The sequence below is a fragment of the Gottfriedia sp. NPDC057948 genome, from assembly GCF_042887255.1.
Taxonomy (GTDB): Bacteria; Bacillota; Bacilli; order Bacillales; family Bacillaceae_G; genus Gottfriedia.
The window spans coordinates 31,557-55,506 of sequence record NZ_JBHVPN010000023.1 but is presented as its reverse complement, the minus strand read 5'-3'; the positions used below and the strand labels follow the sequence as shown (position 1 = coordinate 55,506).

At 33.7% G+C, this 23,950-nt stretch carries 18 protein-coding genes and 1 other annotated feature; of the genes, 17 read left to right on the top strand and 1 reads right to left on the bottom strand.

The genetic code is table 11. The features are described from left to right. The first annotated feature begins 1,016 nt into the window (after positions 1-1,016). The 17 genes from ACFVRR_RS22190 (at position 1,017) to ACFVRR_RS22110 (ending at position 23,036) form a co-directional block, all read left to right on the top strand. Positions 1,017-2,009 (top strand): sugar-binding protein, encoded by a 993-nt coding sequence (locus ACFVRR_RS22190; protein ID WP_387332711.1) that lies wholly within the window; start codon positions 1,017-1,019, stop codon positions 2,007-2,009. Next, a complete protein-coding gene (locus tag ACFVRR_RS22185; RefSeq protein WP_387332709.1) occupies positions 1,999-3,420 on the top strand; it encodes a sensor histidine kinase in 1,422 nt (473 codons plus the stop codon). The genes ACFVRR_RS22190 and ACFVRR_RS22185 overlap by 11 nt, the downstream gene beginning before the upstream one ends. Before the next feature lie 17 nt (positions 3,421-3,437). Continuing rightward, on the top strand, positions 3,438-4,979 hold the full coding sequence (locus ACFVRR_RS22180; protein ID WP_387332707.1) for a response regulator: 1,542 nt from the start codon (positions 3,438-3,440) through the stop codon (positions 4,977-4,979). Between the two features lie 376 nt (positions 4,980-5,355). Further along, positions 5,356-6,504 (top strand): sugar ABC transporter substrate-binding protein, encoded by a 1,149-nt coding sequence (locus ACFVRR_RS22175; protein ID WP_387332705.1) that lies wholly within the window; start codon positions 5,356-5,358, stop codon positions 6,502-6,504. A 111-nt stretch (positions 6,505-6,615) separates the two neighbouring features. Further along, positions 6,616-8,130 carry an ATP-binding cassette domain-containing protein gene (locus tag ACFVRR_RS22170; protein ID WP_387332703.1) on the top strand — a complete coding sequence of 505 codons (1,515 nt, stop codon included), beginning with the start codon at positions 6,616-6,618 and terminating at the stop codon, positions 8,128-8,130. A 15-nt stretch (positions 8,131-8,145) separates the two neighbouring features. Continuing rightward, the gene (locus tag ACFVRR_RS22165; RefSeq protein WP_097973430.1) at positions 8,146-9,318 is read left to right on the top strand and encodes a sugar ABC transporter permease; all 1,173 of its coding nucleotides are present in this window, start codon (positions 8,146-8,148) and stop codon (positions 9,316-9,318) included. 159 nt (positions 9,319-9,477) lie between these two features. Further along, positions 9,478-9,753 (top strand): hypothetical protein, encoded by a 276-nt coding sequence (locus tag ACFVRR_RS22160; protein ID WP_387332700.1) that lies wholly within the window; start codon positions 9,478-9,480, stop codon positions 9,751-9,753. A 208-nt stretch (positions 9,754-9,961) separates the two neighbouring features. Beyond that, positions 9,962-10,258 carry a TIGR04104 family putative zinc finger protein gene (locus ACFVRR_RS22155; RefSeq protein WP_387332698.1) on the top strand — a complete coding sequence of 99 codons (297 nt, stop codon included), beginning with the start codon at positions 9,962-9,964 and terminating at the stop codon, positions 10,256-10,258. Positions 10,259-11,335: 1,077 nt separating this feature from the next. Next, on the top strand, positions 11,336-12,769 hold the full coding sequence (locus tag ACFVRR_RS22150; RefSeq protein WP_387332717.1) for a flavin monoamine oxidase family protein: 1,434 nt from the start codon (positions 11,336-11,338) through the stop codon (positions 12,767-12,769). 281 nt (positions 12,770-13,050) lie between these two features. Continuing rightward, on the top strand, positions 13,051-13,560 hold the full coding sequence (locus tag ACFVRR_RS22145) for a DoxX family protein (RefSeq protein WP_387332696.1): 510 nt from the start codon (positions 13,051-13,053) through the stop codon (positions 13,558-13,560). A gap of 1,353 nt (positions 13,561-14,913) precedes the next feature. Further along, positions 14,914-15,174: a binding site (T-box leader), on the top strand. A 69-nt stretch (positions 15,175-15,243) separates the two neighbouring features. Next, positions 15,244-16,227: an aspartate--ammonia ligase gene (gene asnA, locus ACFVRR_RS22140; RefSeq protein ID WP_387332694.1), complete on the top strand. Its 984-nt coding sequence runs from the start codon at positions 15,244-15,246 to the stop codon at positions 16,225-16,227. 567 nt (positions 16,228-16,794) lie between these two features. Then, positions 16,795-18,126 carry a cytochrome P450 gene (locus ACFVRR_RS22135; RefSeq protein WP_387332692.1) on the top strand — a complete coding sequence of 444 codons (1,332 nt, stop codon included), beginning with the start codon at positions 16,795-16,797 and terminating at the stop codon, positions 18,124-18,126. 76 nt (positions 18,127-18,202) lie between these two features. Next, positions 18,203-19,552, top strand: a complete 1,350-nt coding sequence (locus ACFVRR_RS22130; protein ID WP_387332690.1) for an FAD-binding oxidoreductase — start codon at positions 18,203-18,205, stop codon at positions 19,550-19,552. A 449-nt stretch (positions 19,553-20,001) separates the two neighbouring features. After that, positions 20,002-20,676 carry a ribose-5-phosphate isomerase RpiA gene (rpiA, locus tag ACFVRR_RS22125; protein WP_387332688.1) on the top strand — a complete coding sequence of 225 codons (675 nt, stop codon included), beginning with the start codon at positions 20,002-20,004 and terminating at the stop codon, positions 20,674-20,676. A gap of 112 nt (positions 20,677-20,788) precedes the next feature. Beyond that, positions 20,789-21,643, top strand: coding sequence for a carbon-nitrogen hydrolase family protein (locus tag ACFVRR_RS22120; RefSeq protein ID WP_335484259.1), 855 nt, complete (start codon positions 20,789-20,791; stop codon positions 21,641-21,643). A gap of 34 nt (positions 21,644-21,677) precedes the next feature. Then, complete coding sequence (locus ACFVRR_RS22115) at positions 21,678-22,349, top strand: GNAT family N-acetyltransferase (protein ID WP_387332686.1); 672 nt, start codon at positions 21,678-21,680, stop codon at positions 22,347-22,349. A 15-nt stretch (positions 22,350-22,364) separates the two neighbouring features. Next, positions 22,365-23,036: a GNAT family N-acetyltransferase gene (locus ACFVRR_RS22110; protein WP_387332684.1), complete on the top strand. Its 672-nt coding sequence runs from the start codon at positions 22,365-22,367 to the stop codon at positions 23,034-23,036. Between the two features lie 111 nt (positions 23,037-23,147). Here ACFVRR_RS22110 and ACFVRR_RS22105 read toward each other — a convergent pair whose 3' ends face one another. Further along, the gene (locus tag ACFVRR_RS22105; RefSeq protein ID WP_387332682.1) at positions 23,148-23,879 is read right to left on the bottom strand and encodes a hypothetical protein; all 732 of its coding nucleotides are present in this window, start codon (positions 23,877-23,879) and stop codon (positions 23,148-23,150) included. Positions 23,880-23,950 lie beyond the last annotated feature (71 nt).

The window sequence follows — 23,950 nt, the reverse complement described above, 5'->3', positions numbered from 1 at the left end:
TAATGAAATTGCTCAAACATATTAACATTTAAAGATCTAAAAATGCTAATTTTATCATTATAAAATGTTCACTTAAATTCCGTTTCCCCTATTGACGATTTTATATTTCAACACTCTGAAGCCACCTTATAGGGTGGCTTTAAATTGGTGAAAATGAGTTTGTCATTAGTTTTCTGCAAAAGTACATAACCATGAACGAGTTATGAGTAAGTATTTTTCAACATTTTGCTATTGTACTTCCTCATGAAGCAGTTATGAGGAAGTACAATTCAACTTTTAGCTATTTAACTTCCTCATGAGCCCGTCATGAGGAAGCAAATTACAATTTTTAGCTATTTAAGTTCCTCATGAACCCGTCATGAGGAAGCAAATTACAATTTTAAGCTATTTAAGTTCCTCATGAACCCGTCATGAGGAAGCAAATTATAATTTTTAGCTATTTAAGTTCCTCATGAAGCAGTCATGAGGAAGTAAATTACGATTTTAAGTTATTTAAGTTCCTCATGAAGCAGTCATGAGGAAGTAAATTACGATTTTTAGCTATTTAAGTTCCTCATGAACCCGTCATGAGGAAGCAAATTACAATTTTTATCTACTTAACTTCCTCATGAACCAGGTATGAGGAAGTATATTTCACTTTTCAGCTAATTAACATCCTCATGAAGCAGCAAATTTCAATTCATTGCTTTCGATAAATCAAATACATATTCAAATCGGCAATCGAACAATAAATGTACTACCATTTCCTAATACACTTTCTACTATTATATTATCGCCGTGAGCATTAGAGTTGAATTAGTTTTAAGATGAAGATCCCCAATTATAGAAAGGGGATTATTTTTTTTTGAAAAAATTCCAATATAACGATTTAAATGTAGCTTAAAGACCGATTTTGTGAAGATCTGTTTATGAAGCCATTCGTTCATTTAAATAAAAGGGAAAAAATTGTAAAGTTTAATAGTCTTGTAAACTGTATAATCAAAATGTACTATTTTAATATAGGACTGGGGGACGTTATGGAAGAGAAAAAATGGTCGATTATTTTAAGCGTACTTTTTTTATTGTTTGTTTATGTACTTATTCATTTTGAAATAAATGCTAGAAATATTGAAAATTCAGTTCAAAAATTACAGGATCGAGAAGTAGAACCGAAGAAAAAACTCCATTTTGTCCTTATTTCGCAGGAGTTTGATAATCCTTATTGGAGGAAAGTACAAGAAGGGGCAGATGTTGCTGCAGAAAAATATGGAGTGAATGTTGAGTACATCGGTCCTTTACGTACAAGTCCGGAAGAACAAATTAAGTTATTAGAAAAGGCAATTGCTTCTCAGGTGGATGGTATCATCGTGCAAAGTTTGGATGAGAATACTTTTTCGCCCGTAATTAATAAAGCGGTTACACAACATATTCCTGTTATTACAATTGATACAGATGCGCCAAAAAGTAAGCGCATTGCTTATGTTGGTACAAATAATTTTAGGGCGGGAGGGCAGTTAGGAAAAGTTGTTGTAGAGGAAACGAATGGTGTTGGGAAAATTGGCGTTATTATAGGGAGTGAAAAGTCGGAAAGTCAGCAGGCGAGACTAAACGGATTTTTAAGTATTGTTAAAAAGCATCCGAAATTAGTAGTAAAGGATATTGAGTCCTCTAATATATCGATTATTCAAGCAAAGCTTCAAACTGAAAGTATGCTTCGTAATAATAAAGACATTTCAGTTATGGTTGGTACGAGTGCTTTAGACGCGATTGGCATTTTGAATGCATCAAAAAATTTAAAGTTAAATCAAGTTGAGATCTTTGGATTTGATAACATTGAAGGTACACTCCAAGCAGTTCAAGATGATGCGATTAAAGCAACGGTTATTCAGAAGCCATATGAAATGGGCTTTCAATCTGTAGGTTTATTAATCGACTGGTTACATGGAAAAGTTATTAATAAAGAAAATTTTACACCAACCGAGGTGGTGACGAAAGAAACGTTGATCAGGAGGAGAAACGTTGAAAATTAGGACAAAGTTATTTATTTTTATTCCTATTTTAGTTATTTTATTAAATCTAGTTTCATTTTTTATATTTGAAAATGGTAAGAAGGTTCAAGAGAGTTATAATTTAATGATTAATAAAATATTTTTATATAAACAAATCTCTTCTGAAACTCAGGAAAACTTAAGTTTAGTTAGTAGTTATATTATTAATCCGCAGCCAAAAAACTATCGATCAATTTTGCAGCATAAAAGCAACTTACAAAAATTAAAAAAGGAATTGTTAACACATAATGCTACTAAAAATAATCAGCTTGTGTTAGAAAACTTTACCCATATGATTGATTCTTTTCTAGAGTTAGAATCATCGATTACAGATAATTTAGTCTCACAAAATTTTTCAAGTTATACAGATCAATACCGAGATATAGAGAAAATATCAGGGTTTATTAGAGAGGATAGTCAAAACTTAGTTGATTTAGAGCTTAGTAATTATCAGCCTATTTTTCGAAAGATTATTGCAAATACTCAGTCAATGAATCAATTAGGTGTCCAGTTGTTCGTTATAACGACGATCATTAGTATTGTTTTTGCCATTTGGTTGTCTAGAAGTATCGTCATTCCAATCAATCGATTAGTTTATATGGCTAAACAAATTGGTAAAGGTAATTTTAATGTGGACCCACCTACATTGTATCGAAATAATGAAATCGGTATTCTTGGTAAGATTCTCAATGAAATGTCTAAAAACCTAAGTAATTTAATGATAAAAAATATTGAAATAGTAGAGAAGGATCGCCTTGTAAAGGAGCTTGAGTTAAAAGCTTTACAAAGTCAGATCAACCCGCATTTCCTGTTCAATACGTTAAACGTTATATCTAAGTTAGCTTATATTGAAGGGGCTGAGCAAACGAGCGATCTAACTGTATCGACCTCGAATTTGCTACGTTATAATTTACGAAAATTAGACGTGCCTGTAACTCTTTTGGAAGAAGTTAGAAATGCCGAGGAATATTTTTCGATTCAAAAGGCGAGGTTTAGAGATCGTGTACGCTTTGAATTAAATATAGATGAGTCTTGTTTAGGAAATAAAGTTCCTTGTTTAACATTGCAACCACTTCTTGAAAACGCATTTATACACGGTATCGAGGGGATGGAGCAAGGAGCAGTAATAGGGATTACAATCAAGAATCATGAAAAATATATTTACATCGAAATTTATGATAATGGTGCTGGTATGAAAGAAGAGACTAGAGAGGCTCTTTTAACGTCGTCTATGCCGATCATCTCTCAAAAAAGCTCAACTGGATTAGGTACAACAAATGTGTTTAAACGCTGGCGCCTCTTTTTTGAAGAAGAAGATATTGTTGATATCAAAAGTGAAATAAATAAAGGGACAACCATTATATTAAAGCTTCCTGTCTCATCAAAATTTTAAAATTAAAGGAGGTACCCATGTATCGTTTATTAATTGTTGATGATGAACCATTAGAGCGCGAGGGACTTGAACTGATGATTAACCGTTCAATGCCTAATCTATTTCAATTTGAACAGGCTGAAAATGGACGAGTTGCGATTGGAAAATCAATAGAATACCAGCCTCATATTATCTTTATGGATATAAAAATGCCTGGTATTCAAGGGCTTGAAGCTGTATCGGTTATAAAGCAAAAACTACCTGATACAAAAATATTCATTGTCACTGCCTATGACTATTTTACGTATGCACAAGAAGCCATTTCCTTAGGTGTTAAAGATTATATTTTAAAGCCTGCTAAAAAGGATCATATCATCTCTTTACTTCAAAAGATGATCGATGAAATTGAAGAGGACCATAAGAAAAGACTACAAGAGTTAGAGGCTATTGAAAATTTATCGATTATACGTCCTCTCACTGAAAATGAATATACGTTAATGTTAATGTTTAATACTGTACAAGAATTAAACGTTTCTCAATTGTCTGGTATTCTAGGTTTTGAAATTGAGTTAGGTTATGCGAACGTCATTAAATTGCCTAAAGAAATTAGTCAAAATGACAAGGAGCAGAGGAGAATTTATGAATGTGTTAGGCATTTTATGAAATCTTCGAGGAATTGTTTAATTAGCCCGGTTGTAGATGGCCAATTAGCGATATTTACTCCAGTACAGCCAAATCGAGAAGCCGATCTTCAATCACTTGTACTTTATCAAGATGCTTTAAAAACCATTGAATACATAGAAAATCAAACTGGTTATCAAACAGTGATTGGTATTGGGTCTTTAAAGCAAGGAATTGAAGGATTACGACAATCTTATAATGAGGCATTTCATGCAAGTTTAGAATGTGATGAGTTAACACGTGTTAATCTGCATTCAGTAAATCTTTCTTTAAGTATACCGGATGAGGAAAAACAAGTTTTAATTGATACTTTTAGAAAAGCTGATTTGGAAGAAGTTATGAACCAATTTAATAATTTGTATGAAAGATTTGTTAATTATCATGTTAAGCAAGTTAGAAGGGAATTAAATTCACTATTTAATCAAATTTTCCAATCTCTCCGTAGTTCATCGATTGAAGTTGAGAAATTTCATATTCCAGACATTAATGAAATCAGTCAATTGAAGATGTTTGTGGAGCAACAAATCATTAATTTAATTACAAAGATCGATCGAGAAAAAGAAATCAAAACGAATCATCTGATGATACTGGCGAGGGAATATATCGCTCATCACTTCATTGAGGATCTCTCACTTGAGCAAGTGGCTAATTATTTAAAATTGAATCCAGTCTACTTTAGCAAACTATTTAAAAAGCAAACAGGTGAGACTTTCAGTGATTATTTAATGAATTTGAGAATCAATAAAGCAAAACAATTAATGGAAAAAAGAGAATTGAATTTAAAAGAAATTTGTTACCAAGTGGGCTATAATGATCCAAATTATTTTAGCCGAGTATTTAAAAAATGTACGAATGAATCTCCTAAGGAATATCGAAAAAAGGTATTAATGAATATTTAAAGAGAATAAGAGGAGAATTTGAATACTTGAATTTGAACTGATAAACGATTATTTACTGTATTTGAATATTTATTGTTAAAAGAGTCTAACGACATACTTAATGATCGTATTTACGAATTGCTTTTTAATTTGTACATACTTTTATTGAGTTTTCTGTTTGACTCTTTTTTTGGTTTTAAACGAAATTATCTGCACTAATATGTCCCGAAGTTAAGATAATGCTAGTTTTAATATTCTGAATGTAAACGTTTTCTGAGTTTAGGTAAATTAGTGCAGATAATAGACAAAAGAGTGAAGGAAATGGGTAAGCGTTTCCAATAAAAATCGTGATAACCTTATTTATGTAAGCGTAACCAGAAAAAAAGGGGGAAACACTTTGAAAAAGTTATCAAAGATTTTTGCAATAATTTCAGTATTTTTAGTAATGACTCTTGTTGCAGCTGGATGTGGATCTTCAGCAACATCAAGTGATAGCACTTCTGCTGGTAAGAAAAGTAAAAATGGTAAAGTTGATATTGGTATCGTTTTACCTACGAAAGATGAGCCACGTTGGACTCAAGATGAAACTCGCTTTAAAAATGCTTTAAAAGATACAGATTATTCAGTTGAAATTTTATTCTCACAAGGTGACTCTGCTAAAGAAAAAGCAAACGTTGATTCTTTAATTGCAAAAGGCATCAAAGTTTTAATTATTTGTCCTCAAGACGGTGCTGCTGCTGCTGCTTCAGCTGAAGCTGCAAAAGCTGCTGGTGTTAAAGTAATTTCTTACGATCGTTTAATTACAGGTACTGACGCAGTTGATTACTATGTATCATTCGATAGCGTTGCTGTAGGTGCTGCACAAGCACAATATCTTGTAGACCATGCTTCAGGTAAATCAGGTCAACCTTTATACCTATATGCAGGTGCTGCATCTGATAACAATGCATTCTTATTCTTCCAAGGTGCTTGGAAAGTTCTTCAACCAAAAATTGCTGATGGTACATTCAAAGTTGAGAATTCAGCAGCTGCAAATAGCTTAAAAGCTAAAGCTGATTTAACTCGTGATGAGCAAGCAAAAATTATCGGTCAAGTTACAACTAACTGGGACTTCAATGTAGCTAAAAACTTAACTGCATCTAACTTAACAAAAGCTTCAAAAGCTGATAAAGGCGATGTATTAGTTCTTGCTCCAAACGATGGAACTGCTCGTTCAATCGCAGATACATTTAAATCAGATAAAGACATATCTTCATATGTAATTTCTGGTCAAGATGCTGAAAAAGCTTCTGTACAATACATTATCGATGGCAAACAATCTATGACTGTTTTCAAAGATGTTCGTACTTTAGTTAAAGATGCAATCGCTACTGCAACTTCAATCTTAAAAAATGAAACACCTGATGCTTCAGGCGTAACAAACAACGGTAAAGCTGATATCAAAACAAAACAAACAGATATTATTGTTGTTGATCAAAGCACAGTGAAGAAAGACTTAGTTGATTCTGGATACTATAGTGCTTCAGACTTCACTGGATTGAAGTAATTAATAGAAGGAAAACCTTGCAAAATAGTGATGGTCTAACCGTCACTATTTTGTTAATTATTCAATTTAATCAATGACTCAAGTAGATGGCAAATTCGGGAGACTGATCATATGAGTGAATTTATTTTAGAGATGAGAAATATCTCAAAAGAGTTTCCAGGTGTTAAAGCATTAAGTGATGTTAACTTCAAGGTTAGAAAAGGGGAAATACATTGCTTAGTTGGTGAAAATGGTGCTGGAAAATCAACCTTAATGAAAGTTTTAAGTGGTATTTATCCATTTGGAACATATACAGGCGATATTGTTTTTGAAGATGAAGTTCAAAAGTTTTCAAAAATAAGCGATAGTGAAAAAAAGGGTATCGGAATCATTTATCAAGAGTTATCTCTTTTTCCAGAGCTGTCTGTATACGAAAATATTTTTATCGGACATGAAATTAAAAAGGGAATGACCGTTGATTTCAATGAAACGATTGTAAAAGCAATTGAATTGCTTAAAAAAGTAAAACTAGATGTAAATCCTGACGTGCAAATTAAAGAGTTAGGTGTAGGGAAGCAACAACTTGTTGAAATAGCAAAAGCACTTAGTAAAGATGTTAAATTACTTATTCTCGATGAGCCCACTGCTGCCTTAAATGAAGATGATAGTGAAAACCTACTTTTCTTGATGGGAGAATTAAAAAATCAAGGAATTTCTTGTATTATGATTTCGCATAAACTTAAAGAAGTAATTGCTGTTGCAGATACGGTTACTGTACTTCGCGACGGGAAAACAATTTGCTCTTTAAATAAAGAAGAAATCACCGAAAACACAATAATAAAGCACATGGTTGGTCGCGAAATTGACGATATTTATCCGAAACGTCCAAACCAAAAGTTTGGTGAAGTTGCATTAGAATTAAAAAACTGGAATGTATACGATCCAAAATTAGGTCGAAAGATTCTTCATAATATCAATCTAAATGTTCGAAAAGGTGAAATTATCGGTATTGCTGGATTGATGGGATCAGGTCGAACCGAACTTGCGAAAAGTATTTTTGGAAATCCTACAAATTTCAAACTTGACGGTTCCGTCTTAGCGCAAGGTGAGCAAAAGCGTTTTAAACATCCAAAAGATGCAATTAAAGCTGGAGTAGCCTATGTGACAGAGGATCGTAAAGGTGATGGTTTAATCCTTGAACAAGATATTAAAAATAATATTTCGATTACGAACTTATTTGAAATATCTAAGTCAAGCGTGATTAATCAACATGAAGAAATCGTCGTTGCAAATGATTACTTAAACAAGTTAAACATAAAAGCTCCTTCAATTACTTCAATCGTTGGAAAATTAAGTGGTGGTAATCAGCAAAAAGTATCATTGAGTAAATGGTTATTTACAAATCCAAACGTACTTATACTCGATGAACCTACTCGTGGAATAGACGTAGGTGCAAAATTTGAAATCTATAGTTTTATGAATCTACTGGTTGAACAAGGCATGAGCATTATCATGATTTCCTCTGAACTTCCAGAAGTCCTTGGTATGAGTGACCGAATTTATGTTATGGCAGAAGGTAAAATAACCGGGGAATTATCAAGAGAAGAAGCAACTCAAGAGAGCGTTATGGCTCTAGCTACCGTTTAAGAGAGGTTGAATAAAATGAACTTTTTTCAAGAAGCAGGCATGTTATTAAGGAAAAACATCCGTGAATATGGAATGTATATTGCACTTGCAGTAATAATGTTAGTGTTTACTTTAAATACAGATGGACTATTTATGTCATCTCGTAATTTAAGTGATTTAATCAATATGACAGGTTATGTAGCTGTTCTTGCTGTAGGGATGACACTAGTAATTGTCATTCGTCATATTGACCTTTCAGTTGGGTTTGTTGCTGGTTTTCTAGGGGCAGTGGTTGCTCTATTTCTAACACATGGAATGCCAGTTTGGATCTCTATTATTGCAGTTCTAGTATTTGGAGCTATTATTGGTTTAATAAATGGATTCTTCGTTGCTAATTTAGGAATTCCATCATTCGTAGTGTCACTAGCAGGAATGTTAATATTCAAGGGATTACTACTAATGTCTCTTGTTAAAACTGGTACGATTATTGTTGCTAACGAAAGCTTTAAGGCAATTGGAAATGGCTATATTCCTAGTTTAGGAGATTTGAACGGTTTACACATCTCAACACTATTAATTGGTGCCATCTGTATTATTCTTCTTATATGGAGCGACTTTAAAAAGAGAAGCGTAAACATAAAGTACGGTTTTGAAGTACTTTCAATGCCAATGCAAATCATAAAATTATTGTTTATTTCCGGTATCATTGGTTACATTTCCTATATTCTTGCAGGCTATCAAGGAATTTCTTGGACTGCTGTGATCATGTTTATTGTAGTAGTAGTCTACCACTTCATTACAACAAGAACTCCTTTAGGGCGTCACATTTATGCAGTTGGTGGAAACCCTGAAGCAGCACAGTTAAGTGGAATTAGCGTAAAGAAAATCACTTACATTGTATTCGGTTCAATGAGTATGCTTGCAGCCCTTTCAGGCGTATTGTTTACAGCTCGACTTGCATCTGCTTCTCCCCAAGCAGGTACAATGTTTGAGTTAGATGCAATTGCTGCAGCTTATGTAGGTGGTGTTTCTGCTGCTGGTGGTGTAGGTAAAGTAACAGGTACAATTATTGGTGCATTCGTAATGGCTTCATTAACAAGTGGGATGAACTTAATGGGTATTGATATTTCATACCAATACATCATTCGAGGAGCAGTACTTGTTCTTGCGGTTGTATTTGACGTAATGACACGTAATAAAGGGAAATAATATATTAAAACAGAAACAGCCGATTATAGTGGCTTGTTTCTGTTTTTTATTTTGTTAAAAAAGCAAGATAGTTGAACAAAGAAAACAAAAAAATGGAAATATATGTTAATATATTAGTAGCTATCATAAAAAATAATAATTATTAAAAGAGGTGAAACTATGAAAAATTTCAGTATAATTTCACTAATATTATTAATCATTGGAGTGATTTTGTTTGGCATAATTTATGTAATTCCAGGCTTCAACGAGCTTATTGCACTAATTGGTTTTTTATTGTTATTAATTGGGGCAATCTGTAGCTTTATAGCAATTACCAAAAGAGAAAGAGGGAACACTAAATTTTTTGCAGTATCATCGTTTTTTATCATATTTTTATTAATTACTTGGTTTGAACCTTTTCTTATCTTACGTATGCTAACTTGGATTAAAAATTAAAAAAGCGTAATAAAAGCTTATGGAAATAACGTGGTGCATTTGTATGATCGACTTTATAGTCGATTTTTTTTGTTTAACTAAAATGCAGATTAGTTCAATAAGGATTATCTGAAATTATATCTAAAAAGGTAAAATTCCCCCAAACTATAAAAATTGTTGAGTTGATATAATTAATAAAAAATGTTTTTGAAAGGGAAATTGTTAATTTATGTTAAGGATAAAATGTGATGAATGCCATAATAAAATTAAGAAAAAAGCCGTTTTAAAATCGTTGTTTACAAAGAAAATGACAGTATCCTGTAATTATTGTAAAAGCCGATATAAAGTTACGGAGAAATCTTTAGTGATTTTTGTCATAATTGGCACAATATTAGGTGTTTTACACAATATTTTTAAACACATTTATTCTATCTCTGAAGAATATCCCTTAATTTATTTAATTGGGTATCTAGTTATAGTTATATTGATTTTGTTTTCTGTTGTGAAATTCAAAAAAATAACTTAGTCCGCGTTTGTTATACAACTAAATCATGCGTTAGTTGAAGTTAAAAAGTAGCCATTGGCTGCTTTTTGTGCGACGGGCAGTCGCATAGGGTGCTGACTTAGTCGGCGCCCTTCATTTTCTTATCTGGACAGAGACGACACCTCGGTGTAACGACTGGATGAAGGATAAAATAATGAATTCCAGATGGCGAAAATCCATACTCGAGGAGACTGACCTAGCTCGAGAAGTCTAATCTAGGGCATTATCGCGAGGTAGTGTCTGAAGGAGATGCGGTAAATCGAGAGACCCGTAGACGAAAAGATAGACCCTAATGCAAGAAGTGTGAAGCACGGCGGCGGGATAAGTTGGCGACTCTGCGAAAAGTGAGGAAGCCCACTAAAACGGCATTTTCTTTAGAATTCAGAGCGAGAAAATGTGGCTTATAACGTGATGGTGCAGGGTATGTCTTGAAGGAAGATGCGATGACCCCGTGAGGTCTCCACCCTACCGAACAGGCAGGGTTCTAATCTATAAGGGTAATCCGAAGTGATGAAGAACGGGTGGAGAAGTCAGACGTTCTCATAGTACGGAAGTAGTTCGATGACCATAACATCTAATGAACGGAAGGGGAACGACCTATGGCTCCATGTCATTGACAAGATGTTATGTTAAAAATCGAGTTACTGCGGTAGAACCGATTGGATGAACATTAAGGAAAGGCGTGGAATACGTATTGAGTCAAGAGGGGATGCATTATGCCTGGAACGCAACTTCTTGGTAATCAATATAACATATGGGTAAACCGTATGCCTTAATAGGGCAAGTACGGTTTGATAAGGGGGAAGCCTTGAGAAAGGTTTCCCTACTTTTTTCTTTATCTATTTGGCTATTTGGCTGTTTAGTTAATCAAGGGAATCAAAACTCAAAATGTCTGGAATGTTTAAGTAGTTGATAACTCCAAATCCGATTGAATATTTTATGCATAGTTTAAACCAAATAATTAGATAAATACTAATTCCCCTTGTAATTGAATAATGTAAATTGAATGTTATTTTTTTACAAGTAGAGGTGATTCTTCTGGTTCATGAAATGCTTTCAATGGAACAAATGATTAACATAATTCAAAACGGATTGTCAAAAACGATCTCACCAAAAAATGTAATAATTATTGGTGCAGGTATATCAGGTTTAGTTTCCGCTTCACTTTTAAAAGAAGCAGGTCATCAAGTTACGATCATTGAGGCAAATCGAAGAATAGGAGGTCGAATTTATACAAAAAGAGAACCATTTCTTAATTACGAGTATATGGATTTTGGTGCTATGCGTATTCCTTCTCTACATCAGTTAACTTTTGCATATATAAATAAATTTAATCTAAAAGTAAATGAATTTATCAATAGCACTCCAAATGATTTAATCTACGTTAATAATGTACTAACAAATCAAAAAATTTATGAATCGAATCCAGATATATTGGGATACCCTGTTACTCAAAACGAAAAAGGAAAAACTGCAACAGAATTACTAATATCTGCAATAGGTCCAGTAATTGATTTTATAAATCAGGATCCAGTCAAAAACTGGGATATCGTTATTGAAATGTTTGACCAATATTCAATGGAAAATTTTTTAAGGAATAACCCTGTTGGGGCTTCTTTATCAACTGGAGCAATTGATATGATAAAGACTATTGTAGGAATAGAAGGATTTCCTGAACTTGCTTTTACCGCTATATTGAGGGAAGTTCTTGTTCTCTTAACACCGAATACAAAATTCTATGAAATTACAGGAGGAACTGACCATTTAGTTAGAGCATTTTTACCTCAACTGAAAGAAGTTATTATAATGAATGAAGCTGTAAAAAAAATTAGGCAGGAAGAATCAAAGGTAACAATCTATACAGAAAATGAAGTACTTAATAGGCAGAATCAATTTACTTGTGACTATGTTATATCTACTATCCCTTATACATTATTTAACTTTGTAAAGGTGTTTCCCTATGAGTCCATTTCGTATACTAAATGGAAAGTTATTAGAGAGTTACATTATTCAGATTCAACTAAAATTGCTCTACAGTTTAGAACAAGATTTTGGGAGAAACTAGGATTCTTTGGTGGAAAAATAACAACTGATTTGCCAATTAAATTCTCATACTTCCCTAGTCATGCCGACTCAGAATCAGGGGTATTATTAGCAAGTTATACTTGGGAAGACGATGCTCAAATTTGGGATCATATGAAAAATAATGATCGCATTGAACAAGCATTGGAAAATCTTTCAGTTATCTTTGGAGATGTAGTTTTTAAAGAATTTTTAGTAGGACATTCACATAGCTGGACCCGCTATCCGTTTTCTGGTGGAGCATTCGTCATGTATAAGCCAAACCAACAAAAAGAACTTGGCAACTTTACTAGGACACCAGAAGGAAGAATTCATTTTGGAGGTTCACATGCATCATCTACTCCTGGATGGATACAAGGCGCTATTGAATCAGGAATTCGTACTGCTGTTGAAATTAATAAAATCCAATAAAAGTTATTCAACTAACGCATTGCATTAGTAGCATAGCATACAAGAATATTGATGTTGTAAAAATGAGGTCATTTGTAGAACTAGTAGGATAGAAAAGCAGAAGTAGAATCTGCTTTTCTATCTTTCTTTTTTATCTGTAAAATGTGTGACATTAAATAAATACTTTTAAAAAAATTTATGTAACAGAAATTTAATATTAATGATATTGAATATCATTATCATTTACTTTATTATATTCTTTGGAAATAGAAATCATTATGTTAATTCCTAGGAGGAGAGTTATGTTTATCGATATTTTAAGGCAAAATAAAAATGTCTCTATACTATTGGCCGTGTTACGTGTATATCTTGGATACACGTGGGTTATGGCTGGTTGGGGGAAAGTAGCAAACGGAAAATTTGATGCATCTGGTTTTTTACAGGGTGCACTTGCAAATGCCATTGGAGAGCACCCTGCTGTCCAAGGATGGTGGGTTGAATTGTTGAAAAACTTAATTATTCCTAACATAGAAGTATTCAATGTTTTAGTTCCTTATGGAGAATTACTGGTCGGGATTGGTTTGTTGATCGGGTGCTTCACAAAAACAGCGGTCTTTTTCGGTATGATGATGAATTTTTCTTATATGTTTAGCGGCACGACAAGTACAAATCCGCAAATGGTATTACTTTCCATGTTCATCCTAGTATCTGCAATGAATGCAGGGCGATACGGGGTAGATGGTATGATTATTCCAACCATTAAAGATAAACTATTAGCACAGAAAACAAAAAAAATAAAAGATGCTGCTTAAACTTTAATACATATTCCTTTAAAGATCGCTCATTGATTTTATGAGTGGTCTTTTTTGACATTACAAGAAAACTATTAACAAATTATACAATTTTTTATTCCGTGAAAATGGTATTACACATTTTAAAAAGGCTATAAACTAGCCTTTGGGAACTTCAACTAACGCAAGCTTATATATAGTATCAACAAAAAAACATTGATAGAAAGCACCCTTTATCATTGTTTATATGTATCCATAGAATAGGCGTTTAAGGACCTGACTTGGAGCCTCTGTGGGTACGATTTGTCTTGAAAGGCTGATGCTATGGTTTCATCAGGCAAACGAGCCTATCATACTCACCTCTCCAAGTAAAGTCCTATCGTTGTTTACGTTGAAAACTATAATTAATTACTAAATATAATAAGTAAATAAAGGTAGAAAATAGGCTGTTTTTATATCTTTATTTACGTTGTATATGGGTAAAAAAGATACTACATATAATCATGATTTAGTTGAATAACATGATCGACGAATTGTCGGTCTTTTCTTTTTGAACAATATGAGCTAAGTGGAATAAGGTAACAAATTCTAATGTGAAATAAAAATTAGAGATTTAATTGAGATACAATAAAACTGAGTGTATTAATTAAAATTTATAGGTTTATATTATCATTAGTATAAATTAAATAGAGTGAGAATGTTTGAAGTTTATACTGGGGTTTTTAATGATGTCTATCTCGCTTTGTTAGGCAAATAATTCTATTTTTCATAAAATGATTGTTTTTAATTGGAGGAAACAAAAGGGAAAATGAAAGTATATAAGGCGAATATTCAATTGGTGTATTTTCACCTAATATTTGGATTTTTTTTACTGTTAATCACAATCATGTTTTCTGTTAGTATTAACCGATTTTCTGTTTCAGATTTATTTTTATATGCTTGGTTCAATTATAATTAGTTTTTTATTATTTTTAAATTCTTACCATATCTTACCTTCCAGAAAAAGAGGTGAAGGAGTCTGTTGGGATGAAAAAAGAGTAGTATTATCTCTGATTATGTAGAAGATACCGATGAAATTGCAGTTACTTATGAGGGAGAGCTTTGGTTTATTGGGGAATTAGAATAAAATTATAACCATTCAAATTGACCTTATGCAGTGCGGTAGTTAATCTTTAGCCACCAATGAAACAAGAGTTCGCAACAATGAATGAAACTTACCATTACTGACTGAAAAAACACAAAAGAGAACAGTTTAAGTACATTTCATTATCTTGTTTATTTGTTTAGAATAAAATAAAAATTGAAAAAAGTGTTGACTTTCTCATTTTTATCTATAAAATAATCATTAATAAAATGTTTCAGAGATGTGACAACAAAACGACTGTGAAAGGACGAGTAGTAGTAGGACGTAGACAAAGCGAGTCAGGGGTGGTGTGAGCCTGATACGAAGCCTGTTATGAAGAACCTCCTGGAGTCGCTAACCGAAATCCTTTTTAAGGAAAGTAGACTTAGCCGTGAACTTCGCCGTTAAAGAAGAACAGTATCGAGATCTCTCTAATCTCCGTACTGAATAAGTGAGCAACCTCTGTTGCTAATTTGGGTGGTACCGCGGAACCAAAGTCTTTCGTCCCAGTTTTTTGGGAAAGAAGGGCTTTTTTTGTTGGCTTCTTTTACTACATCCAAACATTTTAGGAGGAAATAGGCATGTATCAATCATTAATGACAGTAAGAGGGACACAAATCGCAATTAAGGAAGTTAAAACATTTTTTGAGGATCAATTAGCAAAACGTCTTGGATTGTTCCGCGTATCTGCACCATTATTCGTAACAAAAAAATCGGGTTTAAACGATCACTTAAACGGTGTAGAACGCCCAATTGAATTTGATATGCTACATTCAGGAGAAGAGTTAGAAATTGTTCACTCACTAGCGAAATGGAAACGATTTGCACTGCATGAATATGGTTATGAAGCTGGTGAAGGTTTATATACAAACATGAACGCAATTCGCCGTGATGAGGAACTTGATGCAACTCATTCAATATATGTTGACCAATGGGATTGGGAAAAAATTATTCAAAAAGAATGGCGTAAAATAGATTATTTACAAGAAACCGTACAAACAATTTATGGAATCTTCAAAGATTTGGAAAATTATTTATTTGAAAAATATCCGTACCTTGGGAAGTATTTACCAGAAAATATTGTATTTATCACAGCCCAAGAATTAGAAGATAAATACCCAGAATTAACACCGAAAGATCGTGAGCATGCGATTGCAAAAGAGCACGGTGCAGTTTTTATTATTGGAATTGGCGATTTACTTCGTTCTGGTGAAAAACATGATGGACGTGCAGCTGACTATGACGATTGGAAATTAAACGGAGATATCTTATTCTGGCATCCAGTATTGCAATCCTCATTTGAATTATCATCAATGGGTATCCGAGTTGATAGCAAATCACTTGATGAGCAGTTAACGAAGACAGGTGAAGATTTCAAACGTGAGTATGATTTCCATAAAGGTATTTTGGAAGAAGTGCTTCCATTAACAATTGGTGGTGGTATTGGGCAATCAAGAATGTGCATGTTCTTCTTACGTAAAGCGCATATTGGTGAAGTTCAATCTTCTGTATGGCCTGATGAAATGCGAGAAACATGTAGGAAGGAAAACATTCATTTGTTTTAAAAAAGATCGGACCTCTAACTAAAAGCATGAGTCTATATCATGTAGAAGAATGCAATATAAAAAAATGAGGTCAAACATTCACAATACGCATAAAGGCTATAAATCATTTTCTTGATGAACCTTTTAAAAAGGAAAACTAAACTAAATCACGCATTATTGTTTACAAAAAAATCGAATGTAAATTCGGTTTTTTTTTTATTGATCTGAGTGGCAGTGAAAGTTTAGTGAAATCTTACAATGGAAGTATACAGGAATATATGCAGCTTGCTACTGAAAAAAAAGAAAAATTCAAGCCAAATGCTGAGAAAACAGTCCAATTGTTAAATGATGAAAATGTATAAGCAAACACATATAGAGTTTCATCCGAGTTGATCTGGGTGAAACAGACTGCGAATGTAATAGAGAAATTAACGATAATGCTTCTTCGTTCTAAAAATAACTCCTAATATACAAGTCTGTTAAATTTAAGTACATGTATATCAAAATATAAAAAGCATTAGCCTTCTCTTCTTCTTAATATAATAAGAGTATCCTAAGATAAAAATTTCCTGAAATGGAGTGAATTTTATGCTTGAAGTAAAAGGACTGGCTTCTTATTCACCATTAGGGCATTTGAATGAGTTTCGGAAAGATCCAATATTTTTTTTAAGTGAACTTTATAGAAATCATGAAACGATTGTCTCATTTCGATTTGCTCATCGTAAAATGAACTTGCTATTAGAGCCGGATTTAATAAAAGAGGTATTAGTAACTAAGCAGCATTCTTTCCATAAGTCAAAGCCATTTCAAGAGATGAAAACCTTGCTCGGTGAGGGATTGTTAACGAGTGAAGATGAAGTACATATGAGACAGCGGCGTTTGATTCAGCCATCATTTACGAAGCAGCATATCCAATCCTATGCAAAGGATATGACATTGCTCACGGAAGATTTTTTTAGTTCTTGGAAGGATGGGGAAGAGCGTCTCATTAGTAGAGATATGATGGAGCTGACATTAGCTATTATTGCAAAAACAATGTTTAGTATGGATCTGAATCAAGGACATGATCGTGTTGGGAAGCACTTTGACATTATTATGGATATTGCAACTAAGCGAATTCGATCTGTTTTAAAAGCTCCACTCAAACTGAATACACCAAAAAATAAATCTTTAACAGAGGCTATTAAGGCAATTGATAAGGTGTTATATGAAATGATTGAAAAAAGAAATAGCTCAGAAACAAAAGAAGATTTACTAGGACTATTAATGCAAGCAAGGGATGAAGAGTCTAATGAAGGTATGACGAATCAACAATTAAGGGATGAAGCAATGACGATTTTCCTGGCAGGTCATGAAACGACAGCGAATGCATTATCTTGGTGCTTATATCTTTTATCTAAGCATCCCGACAAAGCTAAATTATTATATGAAGAAGTAGATCGTGTTCTAGGCAAAAGACGAGCAGATTATCATTCTATGAAAGATTTAATCTATACTCAGCAAACTATTTGGGAAAGTATACGTCTATATCCTCCTGCATGGCTTATTAGTAGAAAAGCAATAGAAGATGTTAGCATTGGCGATTACAAAATTCAAAAAGGTGAGACAGTCATGATGAGTTCTTATATCATGCAGCGTTCTGAAAAGTATTTCTCACATGCAGAAGAATTTCTTCCAGAGCGGTTTAAGAATGGAAAGGTTGAAGGTGTTCCTGAATATGCGTATTTTCCTTTTGGTGGTGGGCCACGTGTTTGTATCGGAAATCATTTTGCAATTATGGAAGCTACTTTAGTATTAGCAACGATCGTTCAGCATTATACGATTGAACTAGCTCCTAATCATCATAAAGTGGAGACGGAACCACTGATCACACTTCGTCCGAAAGATGGATTGCGTATGATTGTAAAAAAGAGAAAATAAGCGGATTTTCTTTTCCAGGAGTATTTTCATATAATATAGCATTCTCTTTACAGTATGTTTGAAGGGGGGATATTTTTTGGAAAGAACAAAACTTACTGGACGGATTGTTACACCAAATGATGTGGCTTATGAACAGGCTAGAACAAATAATACTTTAAATAATCCAAAATTCCCTAAAATAATTGTATTTTGTCAAAACAAACGAGATGTATTAAATGCTTTGAATTGGGTGAAGGAAAATAATATGCCATTTAGAGTAAGAAGTGGCAGGCATAACTATGAAAATTTTTCACTCGTAGATGGTGGTCTTGTGATCGATGTTAGTGAGATGAATACAGTTAGTGTAGATTGCAAAAGCATGACTGCAAAAATACAAGCCGGGGCTGATTTAGGGAAAGTATATAATATACTATGGGAAAATGGTACGACAATCCCAGCAGGTACTGAAAGTAGTGTTGGCCTGGTCGGTCTTACACTTGGCGGAGGTATCGGGATGCTGTCGCGCTTGTATGGTCTTACATGTGATAATCTGCTTGAAGTAGAAATAGTTGTATCAAATGGGCATGGGAAAGCTAAACTGATTAAAGCAAATAAGAACAAGAATAGTGATCTTTTTTGGGCTTGCTGTGGCGGTGGAGGCGGAAATTTTGGCATTGTCACGTCGCTAAAATTTAAAGTACACCCAATTTCAACTGTTTCGATCTTCTCGATTATTTGGGAGTGGGAAGACTTTGAAGCCGCTTTTGATGCTTGGCAAAATTGGGCAATTAACACGGATTTTAAGCTAACTTCAGAAATTGAACTAAAATCTAGGGAAGTCAATCAAATTATTGCTCAAGGGGAATTTGTAGGCCCAGTAGCAAAGCTGAACGAACTGTTACGGCCATTAACAGAAACTGGTTCACCTATAAAAGTAATGGTAAAGGAAGTGCCTTATATAGAAGCTGTTCATTTTTTTGATGATCCCAGTGGTAATATTCCAGCTCTTAAAAAGAGATCAGGATCATTTCTAAATAAAACTTTTCCAAAGAGAGCAATCTTAATTATGAAAAGTTTTCTAGAAAATACACCAAATGGAAAATCAAGTATTTGGCACCAATCCCTTGGAGGAGCAGTAAAGCGGATTAGCCCAGATGAAACTGCCTACTATTACAGGGATGCTATTATCGCACAAGAGTATCTTGCTAATTGGAGTAAACCTGAAGAAGAACGAAAAAACAATCAATGGGTCGAAGAGTTAAGGAATTCTTTATCAAGATACACTACTGGTGACTACGTAAATTGGCCTGATTGGTTTATTAGAGATTGGCCAACCGCATATTATGGTGGGAATTTAAATCGTCTTAGAGTTGTGAAACGAGAATATGATCCATTCAATCTATTTAAATTTCCCCAAAGTATTCCGCCTTTTATTAGTTGGTTTTAAAGTGGGAAATTCAAAAAAAGTAGTGAAAAACCGATCGATTGAATTTCCAAATTGATCGGTTTTTCTATAACTAAGGTTACTAACAAATGGTTCTTATTGCTCCGATTTACTACTTTTATTGCCTCTTGTAAAGACAAAGTAATTACCGAGTATTGAAAATAATAGCAGTGCAAAACCGAAAATAACAATTTGGTAGTTTTTATCTAAGTAACCGAAATAACAACACAAGATCGTCACAGGTAAAATCATTATAATGATGCAAAACTTAAGTACAAAATTAGGGACATCCATCTAGTCATCACCTTACTTAGTATTTTTTCATTTAGTTTTTCTCAGTTAAAATTCTTTATTCAAACTATTTTTAAATTGAACATCCTATCGAAAAATGAAATTTGGATTTATTACTCATACTAGTTAAGAAATAGAACAATAAAATAGAAGGTGTAAATATGTTTGAGAATGATAAGCAAATTGTAGGAGAAAAGGCAGCAGAATTTGTAAAAGATGGAATGGTAGTTGGATTAGGTACGGGATCTACAGTTTTATATACGATAAAAAAGCTTGGGCAATTAGTTCAGGAAGGACTGAATATAAAGGGTATTCCAACCTCCATACAAACGGAAAAGCTTGCTAATGAGGAGGGTATCCAACTCGTAAACTTTAGTAAAATTGAACAGATTGATCTAGCAATTGATGGTGCCGATGAAATTAATCTAAACTTTGAGCTTATTAAAGGTGGGGGAGGCGCTCTATTAAGAGAGAAAATCATTGCGAAGGCAGCTAAAACATTTATAGTAGTTGCTGATCCAACTAAGATGGTAAAGAGATTAGGGAAGTTCCGACTTCCAGTAGAAGTTATTCCATTTGGCATGGAAATGACAATGAAACATATTAAAGCAATCGGTTTAAGTCCTGAACTTCGTTTAAATGGAGCGACTCCGTTTATTACGGATAATGGAAACTATATTTTTGACTGCAGTATACCTAATCATATTCAAACTCAAATCATAGAAAGAGAGCTCAATTTAATTCCAGGTGTGGTAGAAAATGGATTATTTGTTGGGATGACTGATCTGGTTATCACCCTAGGTAAAGATAATAGTGTAGATATATTAAGTAAATAGTGCAAAGTAAAATTTTGCTAGACGTAAAAAAGAGTACATACTTGCCCGTTCCTTCTATTTATTCAATAATATTGGTAAGAGAAAAAGAGTTAATGGGAAGAGGGGGGATTATATGCAATTAAGAGTTTCAGCGGTTCAATATCATCTTCACACAATAAACTCCTTTGAAGAGTTTGAAAAACAAGTAGAGCATTATATTAAGACAGCAGAAGAATTTGAAGCTGAATTTATCATTTTTCCTGAATTTTTTACAACACAGCTTATGTCAATTGGTAATGAAAAAGGTGAGGCTTTAACGATTCAAGATTTACCAAACTTTACTGAGCAATATCGTTCTTTATTTTTAAAGTTGGCAAAACAATACAATATGCACATTATTGGAGGAACGCATGTTATTAAAAAAGGCGATCGACTATATAATGTTGCACATTTGTTCTATCCAGATGGCCGAATTGGTGAGCAGGCAAAGCTACATATTACACCAACAGAGGTAAATGAGTGGAATATGAGTGCAGGTGACGGTTTAGAGGTTTTTGAGACAGAGAAAGGAACAATTGCAATGTTGACTTGCTATGACATTGAATTCCCAGAAATCGTTCGAATGGCAAAAGCTAAAGGAGCAGATGTCATTTTCTGTCCATCATGCACAGACGATCGCCATGGGTTCCACCGAGTTCGTTATACATGCCATGCAAGAGCAATTGAAAATCAAGTATATGTTGTAAATACTGGTACAATTGGTTCACTTCCAACTGTTGATTTTATGCGTGCAAATTTCGGTCAGGCAGTTGTAATCACTCCTAATGATATCCCATTTCCTCCAAAAGGAATTATGGTAGAAGGTGAAATGAATCAGGATATGATTGTTACAGCTGATCTTAATTTAGATTTATTATACAAAGTTCGGGAAAAAGGATCCGTTACAACATGGCGCGATCGACGTACAGACCTTTATCCAGATTGGTAAACTAATTCTTAAATAGAAAAGAGAGTTTTAGCACATGTATCGAAAGGAATTTTTTGTTTTCGACCAAGACAAACCAGTCCCAGTGGTAATCCGAAATTATAATGAGAATGATTTTACTGATTTAATCCGCATTCAACAAGAAAGCTTTCCACCACCATTCCCATCGGAACTATGGTGGAATGAGGAGCAACTTAAGAACCATGTAACTCTTTTTCCAGAGGGAGCTTTATGTATAGAAGTAAATGGTCAAATGGCGGGTTCTATGACAGGTCTACTAGTTCAGTTTGACCCTAGCCATCCTGACCATTCATGGGAAGAGGTTACTGATCATGGTTATATTCGTAACCACAACCCAAACGGAAATACACTTTATGTCGTTGATATTGGCGTCAGACCGTCCTATCGAAAATTAGGTTTAGGCAAATGGTTAATGTTTTCTATGTATGATGTTGTTGTACATCTTGGTTTGGAAAGATTGCTTGGTGGAGGTAGGATGCCAGGATATCATAAAGAGGCGGATAACTCGTCACCCGAGCAGTACATAGATGCTGTAATAAAAGGGGAGCTGAAGGATCCAGTTATTAGTTTTTTACTTCGATGTGGTCGTACCCCGGTTAAAGTAGTAGCGAATTATTTAGAGGACGAACAATCATGCAATTATGGGACTCTAATGGAATGGAAAAATCCATTTAAACATTCTAATTAAAGGGAGAGAAAGAAAATGGAATATAAAAGAATAACAAATATCAATGACCCATTATTTAAACAAATGCATCAATTAATGCAAGATGTATTTCCTCCAGAAGAAGTATTAGAATTTGATCTTTGGAAAGAGCCTTTGGAGGATCCGGGAATTCGCGTTTTTGTTGCTGTCCATGAAGATAGAGTAGTAGGAGCTACAGAATACCGCTATTATGAAGATTTTAATGTTGCCATGACAGACTTTACAATAATTGGCCAAGCTGGTTTGGGAATCGGCCCATATTTGGCACAAAATAGATTAGTAGATTTACAGACATTAGCAACTGAAAATAATATAACGTTATCAGGTATGTTTGCTGAAATTTACGATCCATATCAAGTAGAACACCATGAGTTTGGTGGCGTTAAACCTATGAATCCATATGTTCGCAGGGAAGTATTAGCTCACCTAGGTTATAAGCGTCTGGATTTTGAATATATTCATCCATCATGGAACAATGACGGTGAAGCGGTAACAGGTCTAGATCTTTGTTTCCTTCCAATGGATGGGGAGATGAATGAGCTTCAATCAGACTTGATTGTAAAGTTTCTAAAGCGTTATTATACAGTGTTATCAAATAAACCAGAGTCTTGGTGTGAAATGATTGAAAACTTAGAAGAGAAAGAAAAAATCGCATTAGTCTACTTTTAAGTGAACATAAAAAAAGCTTTTCGATAAAGACTACGAGAAGCTTTTTTTATATTCGATCTAATTAAACTAAAAAAGTTTTCGAACACTTTAAATTGAGAATTTACCATATTTTTAGTCTGCTTGTTTTTGTTTTTCCTCTTTTTTATTGCTCACTGTAGTAGTATAGGATTTTGGCTTATCGGATCCATTTATAAGTTTATAAATATAGTCTGTTGTTAGTTTATAGCTGTCTTCTAGTTTTGTCGTGATATAGCTTGCTCGTTCAAAAATAATCGAGCGTAAATTGTTGAGCTGGTGAGAGATTCTATCCATCATTGCTTCTTGAGTATCAAGACGATCTAAAACCCCATGTTGAAATTCTTCTTGCTGTAATAATCCATGAGCTACTTCATTTTGTTTTTCAATTAGCTTATCTAGTTGTAATGAGAGAGCTTGGTTATCAGTTTCACTTTTTTCCAAGCGTTTTGCCAATTCTGTATAAGCTTCATTTAAACTAATCATTTGGGTAATTAATGATTGTTTTTCCAGACTTTCATTTGCGTCTGATGTATTTAACCGCTGAATCATGATTTTTTCAAATTGCTCACGTTCACGGTTACTACCGATGAGACTATTTATTTGATTTTTAACATGATTCCACTGATTTGTTTGCAATTCTTCTAATTGCTCATATCGTGGCCTTAATTCAGAGAGTGATTTTTCCAGGCTCATGTTATTTTTTTGTTGTTCTTCCATTAGTTCAGCTAAGTAATTATGACGAACAAGTCCTTGATTCGGTGTTTGTATTGTTTCACTATTTTTAAAGACATCAGGGTGTTCATTCTTATTGATAAATAATCCCACTACTATTTCTCCCCTTCTATATTTTTTTACTAATATTTTATGTTCAAGTACAGATGGGGGAACTTGGGTAT

Excerpts from the sequence above, each read along its gene's own strand:
- ACFVRR_RS22110 (WP_387332684.1), top strand. The coding sequence starts at position 22,365 with ATGGAATATAAAAGAATAACAAATATCAATGACCCATTATTTAAACAA.
- ACFVRR_RS22115 (WP_387332686.1), top strand. The coding sequence starts at position 21,678 with ATGTATCGAAAGGAATTTTTTGTTTTCGACCAAGACAAACCAGTCCCA.
- ACFVRR_RS22180 (WP_387332707.1), top strand. The coding sequence starts at position 3,438 with ATGTATCGTTTATTAATTGTTGATGATGAACCATTAGAGCGCGAGGGA.
- ACFVRR_RS22155 (WP_387332698.1), top strand. The coding sequence starts at position 9,962 with ATGTTAAGGATAAAATGTGATGAATGCCATAATAAAATTAAGAAAAAA.
- ACFVRR_RS22165 (WP_097973430.1), top strand. The coding sequence starts at position 8,146 with ATGAACTTTTTTCAAGAAGCAGGCATGTTATTAAGGAAAAACATCCGT.
- rpiA (WP_387332688.1), top strand. The coding sequence starts at position 20,002 with ATGTTTGAGAATGATAAGCAAATTGTAGGAGAAAAGGCAGCAGAATTT.
- ACFVRR_RS22170 (WP_387332703.1), top strand. The coding sequence starts at position 6,616 with ATGAGTGAATTTATTTTAGAGATGAGAAATATCTCAAAAGAGTTTCCA.
- asnA (WP_387332694.1), top strand. The coding sequence starts at position 15,244 with ATGTATCAATCATTAATGACAGTAAGAGGGACACAAATCGCAATTAAG.
- ACFVRR_RS22145 (WP_387332696.1), top strand. The coding sequence starts at position 13,051 with ATGTTTATCGATATTTTAAGGCAAAATAAAAATGTCTCTATACTATTG.
- ACFVRR_RS22150 (WP_387332717.1), top strand. The coding sequence starts at position 11,336 with ATGGAACAAATGATTAACATAATTCAAAACGGATTGTCAAAAACGATC.
- ACFVRR_RS22160 (WP_387332700.1), top strand. The coding sequence starts at position 9,478 with ATGAAAAATTTCAGTATAATTTCACTAATATTATTAATCATTGGAGTG.
- ACFVRR_RS22120 (WP_335484259.1), top strand. The coding sequence starts at position 20,789 with ATGCAATTAAGAGTTTCAGCGGTTCAATATCATCTTCACACAATAAAC.
- ACFVRR_RS22190 (WP_387332711.1), top strand. The coding sequence starts at position 1,017 with ATGGAAGAGAAAAAATGGTCGATTATTTTAAGCGTACTTTTTTTATTG.
- ACFVRR_RS22135 (WP_387332692.1), top strand. The coding sequence starts at position 16,795 with ATGCTTGAAGTAAAAGGACTGGCTTCTTATTCACCATTAGGGCATTTG.